The organism is Dubosiella newyorkensis (assembly GCF_001945605.1).
In the GTDB taxonomy this organism is placed as follows: Bacteria; Bacillota_I; Bacilli_A; order Erysipelotrichales; family Erysipelotrichaceae; genus Dubosiella; species Dubosiella newyorkensis.
In genome coordinates, this window is sequence record NZ_MPKA01000087.1 from 15,499 (window position 1) to 29,213 (window position 13,715).

The 13,715-nt window shown below is 43.9% G+C and carries 13 protein-coding genes and 1 tRNA gene; 13 read left to right on the top strand and 1 reads right to left on the bottom strand.

The features are described from left to right. Positions 1-2: 2 nt before the first annotated feature. The 3 genes from BO225_RS09000 to BO225_RS09010 all read left to right on the top strand — a co-directional run bounded on the left by BO225_RS09000 (position 3) and on the right by BO225_RS09010 (position 2,180). Complete coding sequence (locus BO225_RS09000) at positions 3-1,010, top strand: peptidoglycan recognition protein family protein (RefSeq protein ID WP_076341904.1); 1,008 nt, start codon at positions 3-5, stop codon at positions 1,008-1,010. Between the two features lie 477 nt (positions 1,011-1,487). Continuing rightward, positions 1,488-1,563, top strand: a tRNA-His gene (locus tag BO225_RS09005). A 62-nt stretch (positions 1,564-1,625) separates the two neighbouring features. Beyond that, positions 1,626-2,180 (top strand): TlpA family protein disulfide reductase, encoded by a 555-nt coding sequence (locus tag BO225_RS09010; RefSeq protein WP_076341905.1) that lies wholly within the window; start codon positions 1,626-1,628, stop codon positions 2,178-2,180. Here BO225_RS09010 and BO225_RS09015 read toward each other — a convergent pair. Then, on the bottom strand, positions 2,169-2,414 hold the full coding sequence (locus BO225_RS09015; RefSeq protein ID WP_076341906.1) for a hypothetical protein: 246 nt from the start codon (positions 2,412-2,414) through the stop codon (positions 2,169-2,171). The genes BO225_RS09010 and BO225_RS09015 overlap by 12 nt on opposite strands. A 130-nt stretch (positions 2,415-2,544) precedes the next feature. Between BO225_RS09015 and radC the strand changes: the two genes are divergently transcribed. The 10 genes from radC to BO225_RS09065 all read left to right on the top strand — a co-directional run bounded on the left by radC (position 2,545) and on the right by BO225_RS09065 (position 13,686). After that, complete coding sequence (gene radC, locus BO225_RS09020) at positions 2,545-3,219, top strand: RadC family protein (RefSeq protein ID WP_076341907.1); 675 nt, start codon at positions 2,545-2,547, stop codon at positions 3,217-3,219. Positions 3,220-3,268: 49 nt separating this feature from the next. Beyond that, a complete protein-coding gene (gene mreC, locus BO225_RS09025) occupies positions 3,269-4,105 on the top strand; it encodes a rod shape-determining protein MreC (protein ID WP_076341908.1) in 837 nt (278 codons plus the stop codon). Continuing rightward, entirely contained in the window at positions 4,102-4,665 is a 564-nt protein-coding gene (mreD, locus tag BO225_RS09030) for a rod shape-determining protein MreD (protein ID WP_076341909.1), read from the top strand. Before mreC ends, mreD begins: the two co-directional genes overlap by 4 nt. A gap of 55 nt (positions 4,666-4,720) precedes the next feature. Then, the gene (gene polA, locus BO225_RS09035) at positions 4,721-7,282 is read left to right on the top strand and encodes a DNA polymerase I (RefSeq protein WP_076341910.1); all 2,562 of its coding nucleotides are present in this window, start codon (positions 4,721-4,723) and stop codon (positions 7,280-7,282) included. After that, on the top strand, positions 7,282-8,109 hold the full coding sequence (mutM, locus tag BO225_RS09040) for a bifunctional DNA-formamidopyrimidine glycosylase/DNA-(apurinic or apyrimidinic site) lyase (protein ID WP_076341911.1): 828 nt from the start codon (positions 7,282-7,284) through the stop codon (positions 8,107-8,109). Before polA ends, mutM begins: the two co-directional genes overlap by 1 nt. Continuing rightward, positions 8,082-8,681, top strand: coding sequence for a dephospho-CoA kinase (coaE, locus tag BO225_RS09045; protein ID WP_076341912.1), 600 nt, complete (start codon positions 8,082-8,084; stop codon positions 8,679-8,681). The genes mutM and coaE overlap by 28 nt, the downstream gene beginning before the upstream one ends. Further along, complete coding sequence (locus tag BO225_RS09050) at positions 8,678-9,850, top strand: DnaD domain protein (RefSeq protein ID WP_076341913.1); 1,173 nt, start codon at positions 8,678-8,680, stop codon at positions 9,848-9,850. Before coaE ends, BO225_RS09050 begins: the two co-directional genes overlap by 4 nt. A gap of 18 nt (positions 9,851-9,868) precedes the next feature. Next, the gene (locus BO225_RS09055) at positions 9,869-10,777 is read left to right on the top strand and encodes an ATP-binding protein (protein WP_076341914.1); all 909 of its coding nucleotides are present in this window, start codon (positions 9,869-9,871) and stop codon (positions 10,775-10,777) included. Between the two features lie 111 nt (positions 10,778-10,888). Then, positions 10,889-11,755, top strand: coding sequence for a class II fructose-1,6-bisphosphate aldolase (gene fba / locus BO225_RS09060; protein WP_076341915.1), 867 nt, complete (start codon positions 10,889-10,891; stop codon positions 11,753-11,755). Positions 11,756-11,802: 47 nt separating this feature from the next. Continuing rightward, positions 11,803-13,686 carry an alpha/beta hydrolase family protein gene (locus BO225_RS09065; protein WP_076341916.1) on the top strand — a complete coding sequence of 628 codons (1,884 nt, stop codon included), beginning with the start codon at positions 11,803-11,805 and terminating at the stop codon, positions 13,684-13,686. Positions 13,687-13,715 lie beyond the last annotated feature (29 nt).

Consider the following 13,715-nt stretch of genomic DNA (forward strand, 5'->3'; position numbering starts at 1 on the left):
ATATGGCAAACTCAAATTTAGCAACTTATCGAAACCCGACCCGGAATCATTCCGGAGGGCGAACGCAAAAAATATCAAAAATTACACCGCACGAAATGGCGGCAATCTGGAGTGGCCGGCAGTGTGCTGACTACTTTGCCGGAACGACACGCCAAGCATCAAGCAATTACTGTATCGGAAATGGCGGCGACATTGCAATCAGTGTGGACGAAGGAAATCGCGCTTGGACAAGCTCCAGCGAGTACAATGATCAGCGTGCGGTGACGATCGAAGTATCGAATTCCGTGTGCGGTGGCGACTGGCCAGTCAGCCCAGCCGCTTACAATGCTCTTGTGCGTCTTTGCGCTGACATCTGCAAGCGGAATGGAATCAACCCGGCCTATAATGGCGCAGCAAGTGGCAGTATCACAATGCACAAAATGTTTGCATCCACGGCTTGTCCAGGGCCTTATCTGACTCATAAAATCGTGTCTGGAGATCTTGCAAGAGACATCAAAGCCGCAATGGGTCAAGGGACTGCAAAGCCAGTATCTCAACAGCTTTATCGCATCCGCAAATCATGGGCTGATGTTAAGTCGCAGATCGGCGCTTATAAGTCACTCGAAAACGCTAAAAAAGCCTGTGGTGTTGGTTACTCTGTATTTGATAAGGACGGTAAGGCTGTCTACACTCCAGGAGGATCCGCAGCTAAAAAGTGGACACAGGACTGCGTGCTAAAAGTTGGCGATAAGGTCATTTCTGTGTCGTGTGGCATTGTAGCTGTACCGGGTACTAACTCAGCAGTGCAAGGCAACTTGGTCAATATTCCAGCTCTAGGAGGGATGGTCCCGCTATCCGACGTTTCAGAAGCCGATGATACAGGCGACGGCAAAAAGGATGACTATCTGGCCAACACTAAATCCAGAGTATTTTTGCTGCAAGCGACTGTGACTAAGATCATCAGCAATGATCTTGTTCAACTTGACCGCGGATATGTGGTAAAAACTGGTCCTTTGATGGGACTAAGATAGACAAAGCTCCCGAAAGGGGGCTTTTAATTTTGGCCTAAAAAAAAGCCCCCTTCTGGCTGGGAAGGAGGAAGATAATGAAACCTGATATTTTCGAAGCTGTTTTCAGGCTTATCGAGATCTCTATTGCTATTATAACAGTTGCGATAGAGATTTACAAATTGAAGAGATAAGAGTGATTGCGAGGTCTTCGGACCTCTTTTTTTATGTTTCGTGAGGAATATATGAGGAAAAAAGAGAGAAATGTTCACGAAAAAAAACAAAATAAGTGGTTTTAAGCAATCTAATATCATAATCAGTAAACAAAAGTAAGTTGTAGCACAATATATGGAGTTTCCCGTCATCTGCTCCATCTAGTTGAGTTAAAAACCGCAGAAATGCGGTTTTTTGCTATTTGGAAGTTTTAGAATTCATAAATTAAAAATTTTATTTTTTCTCTTTACAAACACTCAATTATTCGATATTATAATTGAGCATATGGCGGTTGTGGTGAAGTGGTTAACACAACGGATTGTGGCTCCGTCATTCGCGCGTTCGATCCGCGTCAGCCGCCCCATTTTGTAAGCAAACGTGCCAATCGAAAGATTGGCATTTTTTTTATAAGAAAGGATCTAATTTATGAAAAAACTCTTCATTCTTTGTGTGTTCCTTTTGGCTGGCTGCGCTACACAAACTCCATCAAAAACCCCATCCGCATGCTCCGAAGAGCAAGCTTGTACGATCGGTGATCAAAACACTGTTGAAACGATGCAGCCATTGTCTTTTGAAGAGGCCCTTTCCTTTTTCAAAGAGAAAAAAAGCGGTCTATTGTATTTTGGCTTTGAAAATTGTCCATGGTGTCAAGAAGCGCTCCCGATCCTTCGAGAAGAAGCTAAACGACAAAACGTTTCGATCCATTCGATCTTGACACGCGATGAAAATAATGAACTTCTTTATACGGAGGAACAAAAACAAGAAATCATTCCTTATCTTCAAGACTATATGTCCAAGAACGAGGAAGGTGAGCTCACGCTCTATGTGCCTCTTGTCGTTGTCGTCAAAGATGGAAAAGCGATCGAAGGTCATGTTGGAACGGTGGATGACCACGATGCCCATGCGCGTAAAATGACGGAAGAAGAAAAACAAGAACTTCAAAAAAAATACGAAGATATGCTTGCGCAATTATCTTCGTAATAAGACTTCTGCCCGAAATAAGTACCAGCCATTCAGCAAGAGAAGTGGTGTAAATAGATCATACCCCATACCTGAAATCAATTTTACGAACGGATGGGAAACAAGTGTAGGAAACAGGAAAGGGAATACCCACGATACCCAGATCGCGACCACAAAAAGGAAAAGATTCACAAGAAATAAGATCCGAGTCATCACTTTCGAAGTATGCAGATCCGTAAAAATCAATTTAAACATAGGGCTCCCTCCTTTTTCTATGATTATAAGAAATTCGATTCAAGAAGGGGACTCAGACACTCTTTGTGTGAAATTATGTGAATTAATAAAACGCGGCTCATTTTTGAGTAAGAATTCGTATTTATAAAGTATGAAGATCAAAGAAATGATGCAAGAACAAAGACCAAGAGAAAAAGCGCTGCGCCTAGGGATCGAATCTCTGAGCGACACAGAACTTTTATGCTTGATCATTTCCAGCGGTACGAAAAATAGGCCAGTGGACGTCATCGCCGAAGACTTGCTGAAAAAAACCAACAACCTATCCACATTGCCCAATATTCCGATCCAGTCGCTCATGGAGATCGAAGGGATCCGCGAAGTCAAAGCGCTCCAGATCGCAGGCTCCATAGAACTATGCAAGCGAGCGATGAAAGCTAAGACCTATCAACAAACGATCCATCATCCAAAAGACGTGCTCAATTGGTTTGAAATCGAGTACGGAATCCTTCCCCAAGAACATTTCATCTGCGTCTATCTAGACACCAAAGGGAAGATCATTACCCATAAAGTCATATTTATTGGCTCGCTCAACGAGTCTTTGATCCATCCTCGCGAAATATTCAAAGAAGCGTTCCTCAATAACGCGTATTCGATCCTTTTTGTACACAACCATCCATCCAACGACACGACCCCTTCCCGTAGCGATATCGCATCGACCCATCAACTCATGGAGGTCGCCAAGACGATGGGAATCTATGTGATGGATCATATCATCGTCGGAAAAGACAACTGGTATTCCTTCAAACAGAACGGCGCTCTTCATTGATTCTACCCTTCTTTGTAGCTATAATGAAAGAAATGATTTTGGGGGAAGAATGAAAAAACTAACTCGACTACAAAGAATCTTGATCAGCGCGATCCTCGTCGTCACATTGATCGGCAGCCTCATGCTCGCGCTAAGACAAAATACAATGACCAACATCGGCTATAGCGCCTGGACCTATATAAAATATGGCTTGATCGATTATCCGATCACCTCGCTCTCGAATATGATTTCCGACGTATCGAATTTATGGCACGTCTATGACGACAACGTTTATCTCAACGAACAGCTCGCCACACAGCGAAGTTATGAGACGATGTATCAAGATGAACGAAATAAAAACCGCGAACTCGAAAAGCTTCTCGATCTGCAGGGAGGGATGGAAGAAGCGCTTCGCGTAAATTGTTCCGTGCTCTCAAGACCTGTTCAAAACTGGAATCAAAGCGTCACGCTATCCGCCGGAAAAAATCAAAATATCGAAGAAAATATGCTCGTCACTTCTTCTGAGGGAGCTGTCGGCTTGATCGAGCACGTAGAGACGACCACAAGCCAAGTCCGCCTGCTCACTAGCCCTGAGCTAAGAAACGATATCGCGATCCAGATCGCCCTCGATGATGGAACCAATGTCGAAGGCATCCTACAAAGATATGACACCAAACGCAAAGCGTATCAAGTCAACTTGTTCGATCACGATGTTACAGTCGCCAATGGACAACAAGTGGCCACAAGCGGAAAAGGGGGTAACTATCCAGCCGGTGTCTTGATCGGTACGGTAGTCGACACCGTGATCGGGGATGATGCGATCGTTTCCACGATCTATGTCAAACCAGTTTCCAATATTCAATCGTTCAATTATGTCAGTGTGATCGGGATGAAAAAAAGCGCATGAAAAAAGCACAAATCATCGCGATCGGATTTATAGGACTCGGTCTATTGGATTCCTTGATCACATTCGCTTTTCCGATCGATTTTACCTATGTCCATTACAGTTTCGTTCCGCACCTTGTTTTTATCGGAACCCTCGTGTATACCGTCGATAAACCTTGGCTCAATCGGATTTTGATCTCCATGGTCATCGGGCTTGGCTTCGATCTATTGTTTGCCCAGATGTTCCCGATGAATATGATCTTATTCGCTCTATTTGGCTACTTGGCAGGATGGATCTATGAACATATGCATCGAGAGGGAAGCCTATTCCTTATTTTTCTAGGCTGCGCCTTCCTCTACGACTTGATCCCATATATCATCTATTTTATGATCAACCACTCGCCAAGCCTTGATACATGGTTTTATAAAATCGAAAGCTTGACCCTTCTTGCCGATCTGATCAGCATTCTTTTCTTGATGTATATTCAGCAAGTCATGTCCCGGTTCTTTATGATCCGCCAATACCGCGAACGAAAGCAAACCACCAAAAAACTAAATCAAATCAAAACATCCCGGAAATGAGATCAGCCCTCGTTTTCGGGATTCGTGGTAAAATGGAAAAAACAAAGGAGCTTTTATGAAAAAATTACTATTGATCGATGGCAATTCGATGCTGTTCCGCGCCTATTATGCCACCGCCTATACACGAAGAATGTCTACAAGCACAGGCATCCCTACCAATGCGGTCTTCGGATTCATCTCCATGATGCAAAAAGCGATCCACCTGATCCATCCTGATGCGATCTTGGTGGCATGGGACGCTGGAAAGAAAACGTTCAGACACGAAAGCTATGAAGACTATAAAGGAACACGAAAAGAATTGGACGAGGATCTGATCGTTCAGATGCCGATCGTGCGCGAATATCTCGATGAGATCCAGATCCCTCGATATGAAGAAGAAGGCTATGAAGCCGATGACATCATCGGATCGATGTGCGAAGAAAACCCGGACATTTCGACCACTATTTTGACAAGCGACCGCGACCTTTTGCAACTCGTCGACAAAAGCACCAACGTATTGCTCATGAAAAAAGGAATCACGGAAATGGACCTCATGGATGAAGCGGCGCTCCAGGAAAAATATGACCTCAAGCCTCGCCAGATCATCGACCTCAAAGGATTGATGGGCGACGCTTCCGATAATATCCCCGGCGTCAAAGGTGTTGGAGAAAAAACAGCCTTAAAACTACTCCATCAATACGAAAGCGTAGAAGGCGTTTATGAACATATCGACGAAATCAAAGGCAAAATGAGAGAAAAGCTGATCGATGGAAAAGAGTCCGCCTTCTTATCCAAAGAGCTCGCTACGATCTTTACAGAAATGAAGCTTCCATTCTCTCTCGATGATCTCACTTATCATCACCATGAAGGAGAAAACTTCTATAAAAAATACGAAATGAAATCGCTTTTAGAACGCGAAAAAGTCGTTGAAGTCCCTAAGACGATCGAGACCCATACGATCGATTCGATCGGGCAATTAAAAGAAATCCCAACCTTGATGATCCCTGTCGCAAGCGATGAGGCTTTCTTAGAACAAACGCTCTATGGCTTTATGTTTTGCGAAAACGAATCCGCTTACTATTTGCCGCTCAAGGATGCCAGCAATGACGAAGCCTTCATCCAATGGCTAAAAACGGTAAAGTTGACGACCTATCGGGCAAAAAATGCGATGCATCTTTTTGACCGCTACGGTTTTACGATCCCCCACATTCAAGACGATTTGCATCTAGCTGGCTTTTTATTGTATAGCCAAGCCACCAATATGGACGATTTGTTTGAAGCTTTAGAGATCCCGCTCCACGAACCATGGAAAGATCTATCCAAAAAAAGCTTAGGCGGTTTTTCCGAAGAAAGAATGAAACAAGAGATCGCTTCGATCATCGTTCCTTTGGCTCATAAAAAAAGCTCGATCCTCGCTTCGATCGAAGAAGAAAATATGAAAGAACTTTATTACGATGTCGAACTTCCGCTCAGCAAGATCTTGTACTCGATGGAAAACGAAGGAATCGACGTCGACGAAAACAAGCTCGAAGAAATACGACAAGACTACCAACAAAAAATGGATGCGCTTCTCGAAACGATCTACAGCTTTGCTGGCCATGAATTCAATGTCGACTCGCCAAAGCAGCTCGCGGTTGTCTTGTTTGATGAACTCAAATTGAAGACAGGAAAGAAACGCTCCACAGCCGCGGATATCTTAGAAAAACTAAAAGAAGATCATCCGATCATCGATCAGATCCTCGAATATAAAAAGTATTCAAAAATCATGTCGACCTATATTATCGGCCTGAAAAAATATATTCATAACGGAAAGATCTTCACGACCTTCAATCAAACCGTGACAGCGACAGGACGTTTGTCATCATCCGATCCAAATTTGCAGAACATATCGATCAAAGACGAAGAAGGAAAAGAAATCCGCAAAGCATTCGTTGCACCCAAAGGATATAAACTCATCTCCGCCGACTATTCCCAGATCGAATTGAGAATGCTCGCCCACATGGCGAATGAATACAATATGATCGACGCCTTCAAGCACGATATCGACATCCATACAAAAACAGCGTCTGAACTCTTTGACGTCTCGCCTGATGAAGTCGACGAACACGAGCGACGGATCGCAAAAACGGTGAATTTCGGTATCATCTATGGCCAAACAGAATTTGGACTCTCTCAAACGTTGCATATCAGCCGTCAAGAAGCGAAAAAATTCATGCGCACCTATTTTGCATCGTATCCAAACATCCATCGTTTTATGGACCAAACGATCGAGTTCTGCGAAGAGAACGGTTATGTAGAAACGATGCTGCATCGTCGCCGCGCCATCCCTGAAATCCATGACAAAAACTTTATGACCAAAGAGTTCGGTAAACGGGCGGCGATGAACGCTCCGATCCAAGGAAGCGCCGCCGACCTGATCAAGATCGCCATGATCAAAACGTATGAGGCGATCAATTCTCTAGGTTATGATACAAAAATGCTTTTGCAGATCCACGATGAACTCATCTTTGTCGCCCCCGATCATGAAGTGGAAGAAATCATCGCTCTCGTTCAAAAGACGATGGATGAAGCGATGCAGCTCAACGTGCCATTAAAAGCCGGGATCTCGTATGGCCAAAATTGGTATGAGGCCAAATAATGCCAGAAGCACCAGAAGTACAAACTGTCCTGTCGACCTTGGAACATCAAATCAAAGGGGTCAAGATCCTAAAAGCCAAGATCTATCACGAAAAACTTTCCGCCAACATGGAAGCGGAAACGATGTGCAAATCGCTCAAAGGCCAATCGATCGAATCCTTTTTTCGGATCGGCAAATATCTAGGCTTCGAAACCCAGGATTACGACTGGATCTGCCATTTGCGGATGGAAGGAAAATTTTATTTGATGGATGCCATCCCAGAGCCAAAGGACAAGCACATCCACGCGATCTTTACTTTAGCTGATGGCCGCTATTTGTGTTATCACGATACTCGAAAGTTTGGACGGATGTATTTGTATCCTAAAACCCAAGACAAAGCAAGCTTGCCATGCTTTCAAAAGATCGGTAAAGATTATCTGGAAATGAGTGGCCATGAATTGTATGAAAAGACGCGCAAGATCAAGCGAGAAATCAAATTCGTCCTGCTTGATCAATCGATCATGGCGGGAATAGGAAATATCTATGCCGACGAGATCTTGTTCGCCTCTCGTCTCGATCCTAGAACACCAGCCAATCATCTTGATGAACACGATTGCGATGAAATCGTAGCCCAGACCAAGCGGATCCTGCAAGGCGCTACTCGAGCTGGAGGAACAACGATCCGCTCCTACACGTCTTCTCTAGGCGTGAGCGGCCGCTTTCAGCTCGAACTCAAAGCCCATAAACAAGAAGGCAAAGAGTGTCCTATCTGCAAAGGAACGATCGAAAAGATCAAAGTCAATCAAAGGAGTACGTATTTATGTCCGCATTGCCAAAAACGAAAGTGATCGCGATCACCGGAACGATCGGCTCAGGAAAATCAACAGCAGGCCACTATTTAAAAACGATCTATCCTGTCCTCGATTGCGATCAAGTCAATGCCGAGCTGCTGCAGCCAGGCCATGAAGGAGAAAAAAGACTCAGAACGCTCTCTTGGATCCATTATGATCAGGATGGAAAGATCGATAAACAAAATATGGCGTCGCAAATGTTTCAAGATCACCAAAAAAAACAAAGCGTTGAATCGATCCTGCATCCACTGATTTTCGAAGCGATCGATCGATGGGAAAAGGAGCAGAAATCTTCGCTTCTTTTTGTTGAGATCCCTTTATTGTTCGAGATCGGGGCTCAAGATCGCTTCGACGAAGTTTGGTGCGTGGCTATCCCGAACGATCTCGCTTGTAAGCGTTTGGTCGAGGGAAGAGGTTTTTTAGAAATGGAAGCGAGACAACGAATCAAGAATCAATTTTCGCTCGAATACAAAGTATCCAACAGCGACAAGGTGTTTTGGAATACGGGAAGCCAAGAAAAGCTGATCGAGCAGATCAAAAAGGCATGTCAAGAGGAGGGCACACTTTGAAAGGACAAGCGAGCATTCAAATCAAAGGCACCTTTTATACTGACTATCGCTCGGTGCTCATCTTATTGTATTATCCATTGATCGATAAAGGCGCCTATCTATTGTATGAAACGCTGCTTGCTTTGAGCGAGCACAACGAGAACTATACTCTCGAATCACTCTGTTTGTTTTCCGGACTCAAAGAAAAGAAATTTGAAGAGGCTAGACAGATCTTGGAAGAGTTCCAGTTGCTGCAGACGTATTCCGATCCGATCCGCAAAGCGTATCGCTTTGAAATCTATCCTCCCAAAAAAGCGAATGATTTTTTGAGAGACAACACATTTGGCCGTTTGCTGCTCGAGGTGCTCGGATCCGCGAAATATGAACAGCTCAATCGCATGTTTCAAAAAAAGGAAGAAGCTTCCACTCAAGGAATGGTCAATATCTCGAAGCAGTTCGACCCTTCCAGGCTTTTAGCTTGGAATGATGATAAAGAAGCGATGTTGGCTTCGATCCTTCCTAGAAAAGAAGAGCAACGCGTCCAATACGCTTTCGATTTTGACACGCTGCTTGAAGGCATGCGTCGAATCTTTCCGCCGCGTTTGCGGACTACCCAAAACCTGCAGACGATCGCGACACTCGCCAACGTCTATGGGATCGATGCCAAAGAGATGAAGATCTACTTACAAAGAAGCGTCGACCCGTTTACCCATGAATTTAGCCCGGAAACTTTGGAAAATCAGATTCAGCGCGCCACACCCAAAATCAAGCCGACACAAGACAAATACGCGATGCCTCCGATCCATTTCTTGCAGATGAAACAAGCCGGACCAATTGCGCAAGCCGATCAAAAATTATTGAAGGATTTGTGTGTTGCGTACGAGTTCCCGAACGAGGTCGTGAACCTGCTGATCGAATACGTGCTCGACAACACGAATCAAAACTTGCAGCGCTCCTATGTAGAAAAAGTCGCCTCTACGTGGTCGCGCTTGAAGATCGACTCGAAAGAAAAAGCGCTCGAACAGATCCACAAACAGAAGACGCATCGCTCGTACAAGACTAGTCGCTCTTCTAGACAAAGCGAACTTCCAGAATGGTATCAGAATCAGCAGGCCACTCCGCTTCAAGAAAGCACGAAAGCCGAACTGGAAAAACGACTACAGCGTCTCCAGAAAAAAACATCATCCTAAAAAGAAAGAAGGCATGCGATGCAAAGATTACGAAAAAATCAATTTCAATTGAGTGAACAACAAGAACGCGCCCGTTATTTGCTCATTGAACAATTAAAAAAAGATCCTCTCGTCCATCGATTCATTCAAAGTCATAATTTGCCGCTTCATATCGTGGAAAAAAACGCCTCTCTGTTTGCGGCTTATACAGAAACGATCCGGAAATGTCAAGGCTGTCAAGGAATCCAGATGTGCGCACAGCCGATCCCTGGTCGATTCCAGTCGCTCGATGTCGATGAGCAAGGATTTTTATGCGATATCTATAAACCGTGTAAATATGAGAAAATGAAGCAAAAACAATATGGCCATCAAAAGCGCTTTAAGATCTTTTATGGCAGTCCTTCCAATTTTTTGATCGACTTTGAAAAAATCGATCTTACGGAAGAATCGGATGAATATACCCAATCGTATATGGCTCTGATCGATTCTTTGGACACGGAAAAAGGAATTTATTTATATGGAAAGCCGGGAGCGGGGAAAACGTATTTATTATGGGCAGTGGCGAATCGAATGGCGAAAGAAGGCAAGACGATCTCTTTAGTCCATATTCCTTCGTGCATTCAAGAAATCAAGCAAAACATCCAAGATTCCCAATTTCGAAACCAGATGATCTCGAAGATGAAGTTTTGCGACGTGCTGATCGCGGATGATATTGGCTCTGAAAGCATTTCGCCTTGGACTAGGGACGAGATCTTGTTTCCCATCTTGGAATATCGAATGAACAACCATCTGAAGACGTATTTTTCCTCCAATTATACGCTTCTAGAGCTGGAAGATCAGTACGCTTCCTTGAATGAGGTCAATAGTCGCGTGGCTTCGCAGCGCTTTATGGAACGGATCAAAAGCGCGAGCCTTCCTTGTCAATTGATCGGTGATTCTCGACGCTAGTGTAAGATTTTCATGAATACATTAGCGTTTTCATTTTAACCTTTTCAAATCATTGGGAATGGAGTAAAATATGCTTGACTACATTGATTACTTAAAGGAGGAAATAGAGTAATGTTAGTATCTGCTACTGAAATGATCAATAAGGCTCATGAAGGGCATTATGCGATCGCTCAATTCAACATTAACAATATGGAATGGATCAAAGCGATCCTTCTAGGATGTGAAGCGAAAAAATCCCCAGTGATCCTAGGTGTATCGGAAGGTGCTGCCAAATACATGTGCGGATATAAAAACGCGGTGGATATGGTCAACAACATCATGGATTTCTACAACATCACGGTTCCAGTTGCGGTTCATCTAGACCATGGAACTTATGAAGGTGCGAAAAAAGCGATCGAAGCTGGATTCTCGAGCATCATGTTTGATGGATCTCATTATCCAATCGAAGAAAATATCGCGAAATCAAAAGAATTGATCGAGCTTGCTCATTCAAAAGGAATTTCGATCGAATGTGAAGTTGGCGGAATCGGCGGAGAGGAAGACGGTGTCGTTTCAGCTGGTGAAGTTGCGGATCCAAACGAATGCGCGGCTGTCGCAGATCTTGGCGTAGACTTCTTAGCTGCTGGTATCGGTAACATCCATGGTAAATATCCAGCAGACTGGCAAGGTTTGAACTTTGATGTTCTAGAAGAGATCCAACAAAAGACGAACGGAAAACCTCTCGTTCTTCATGGTGGAAGCGGAATCCCTCAAGAAATGGTCAAAGAAGCGATCACGCTTGGTGTATCGAAAGTCAATGTCAATACAGAATGCCAAATCGTATTCGCAGACGCGACTAAGAAATATATTGAAGATGGCGGAATCGACAAACCAAAAGGATACGATCCTCGTAAACTTTTGAAACCAGGCGCTGACGCGATCCAAGCTTTAGTAGAAGATTACGTAGTAAACTTCTTCGGTTCAGCAGACAAAGCGTAAACATGAATCATAAAAGGTGGGAAACCACCTTTTTTTAGGAGAAAAAAGTGAAACCAACAACAATCAACGATTTATATTCTTATACTTTTTTAGGAAATATGAAAACGAGCGCCAATTCTCTCATCTTTGTCAAAGCGAACTGCAGCGAAGAAGAGAATACCTATGAGCAAGTGCTCTATGATTACCGCGCCTCGTTTGAGCAGCCACGCCAGCTCACGAGTTTTAAAAAAGAATCCAACTTCGCTTACAAAGATCCAAACACGATCGGCTTTATATCCAACCGTTCAATGAAAAAAGATCGTTGCGCTTTGTATGAGATCTCGCTTGATGGCGGAGAAGCGATGGAAATCTTGGAAATCGATCATCCAAAAACACAGCTCGTTGGCTATTTGGTCGACCATACGATCGTTTTTCTGCAAGAAGATGAAGAAGAAAAAACAGGATCCGATTACGAAGTTTTGGACGAGACACCGTTTTATCGCAATGGAAAAGGCATTACGAATAAAAAAAGACACCATCTTGTTTTATACCGGAATGGACAATGGGAGACGATCACAGAAAAGCTAACCGATATTTCGATGATCAAGATCGATCACGACACGATCTATGTCCTCAAAGAAGAAGTCAAGCATAAATTCAGCTATAAGCCAGGACTATACGCCTACCAGCCAAGCTTGAAAAAATGGACGACACTTGTAGAGCCGAATACATTGATGATCCAAGACTTTATCCCATTTTCAAAAGGAATCTATGTCTTTGCGAGCACCGGCGCAGAATATGGTTTGAACCAAAATCCAGATCTCTATATTATTGACGAGGACGGATGCCATTTTCTAGAAAAATGGGGATATTCACTCGGAAATACAGTCGGGACCGATATGGCTAGCGTGCCTGGAAATTTGTTAGCGATCCACGACGATATCCTTTATTTTACAAGCACAAAAGACGATCATGTCGAGCTCTATCGATACCAAGATGGCTTCCATAAAGTGTACGCGATGGATGGAACGATCCATGCTTTTGGTTTTGTGGAAAACAGCCTCTATTTCATTGGAGCCAAAGAAGGAGCGCTTCAAGAACTCTATTGCTTGAAAGGAGAAGACGCTCTGCTTCCGTGTTCTTCGTTCAATGCGCTCGACTCCCACGTTTCCGTGCCTAGAAGGATCCAGTACAAAGACTTTGAAGGCAAAGAACAAGTTGGCTACGTTTTGTATCCGATCGACTTTGATCCAGACAAATCATATCCGGGCATTCTCGACATTCATGGTGGACCCAAAACCGTCTACGGAACGGTGTTTTATCATGAAATGCAAGTGTGGACATCGAGAGGTTATTTTGTCTTTTTCTGCAATCCGCATGGATCGGATGGAAAAGACGACGCGTTCGCGGATATTCGTGGAAAATATGGAACGATCGATTACGAAGATATTCTTTTGTTCGTCGATACTGTACTCGACCAGATCCTGCAAATCGATCCAGAACGTTTAGGCGTGACAGGAGGTAGCTATGGAGGCTTTATGACCAATTGGATCATCGGCCATACCAACAAGTTCAAAGCCGCGGCGAGCCAAAGAAGTATTTCGAATTGGATCTCCTTCTACAACACGAGCGACATTGGGCCTGAGTTCACAAAAGATCAACAAGGCACCACGATCGAGGATGATCTTGAAAAGCTTTGGTTCCATTCGCCGCTTCAATACGCCAAACAAGCCAAGACCCCAACATTGTTCATCCATTCGGACGAAGATTATCGTTGTCCACTTTCAGAAGGGCTGCAGATGCTCAACGCGCTGCTGCAAAACGATATCGAAGCGAGAATGTGCATGTTCCATCAAGAAAACCACGAGCTTTCGCGTTCTGGCCGTCCACATGATCGAATCAAGCGATTAGAAGAAATCACGAATTGGATGGATAAGTACCTCAAGAAATAATTTTTGCGTCTATTAGCCTGATAGTTTAT

Bases quoted from the DNA above. Each gene is read 5' to 3' on its own strand.
- BO225_RS09015 (WP_076341906.1), bottom strand. From the start codon at position 2,414: ATGTTTAAATTGATTTTTACGGATCTGCATACTTCGAAAGTGATGACT.
- coaE (WP_076341912.1), top strand. From the start codon at position 8,082: ATGTCCGCATTGCCAAAAACGAAAGTGATCGCGATCACCGGAACGATC.
- mreC (WP_076341908.1), top strand. From the start codon at position 3,269: ATGAAAAAACTAACTCGACTACAAAGAATCTTGATCAGCGCGATCCTC.
- radC (WP_076341907.1), top strand. From the start codon at position 2,545: ATGAAGATCAAAGAAATGATGCAAGAACAAAGACCAAGAGAAAAAGCG.
- BO225_RS09055 (WP_076341914.1), top strand. From the start codon at position 9,869: ATGCAAAGATTACGAAAAAATCAATTTCAATTGAGTGAACAACAAGAA.
- BO225_RS09000 (WP_076341904.1), top strand. From the start codon at position 3: ATGGCAAACTCAAATTTAGCAACTTATCGAAACCCGACCCGGAATCAT.
- mutM (WP_076341911.1), top strand. From the start codon at position 7,282: ATGCCAGAAGCACCAGAAGTACAAACTGTCCTGTCGACCTTGGAACAT.
- fba (WP_076341915.1), top strand. From the start codon at position 10,889: ATGTTAGTATCTGCTACTGAAATGATCAATAAGGCTCATGAAGGGCAT.
- mreD (WP_076341909.1), top strand. From the start codon at position 4,102: ATGAAAAAAGCACAAATCATCGCGATCGGATTTATAGGACTCGGTCTA.
- BO225_RS09010 (WP_076341905.1), top strand. From the start codon at position 1,626: ATGAAAAAACTCTTCATTCTTTGTGTGTTCCTTTTGGCTGGCTGCGCT.
- polA (WP_076341910.1), top strand. From the start codon at position 4,721: ATGAAAAAATTACTATTGATCGATGGCAATTCGATGCTGTTCCGCGCC.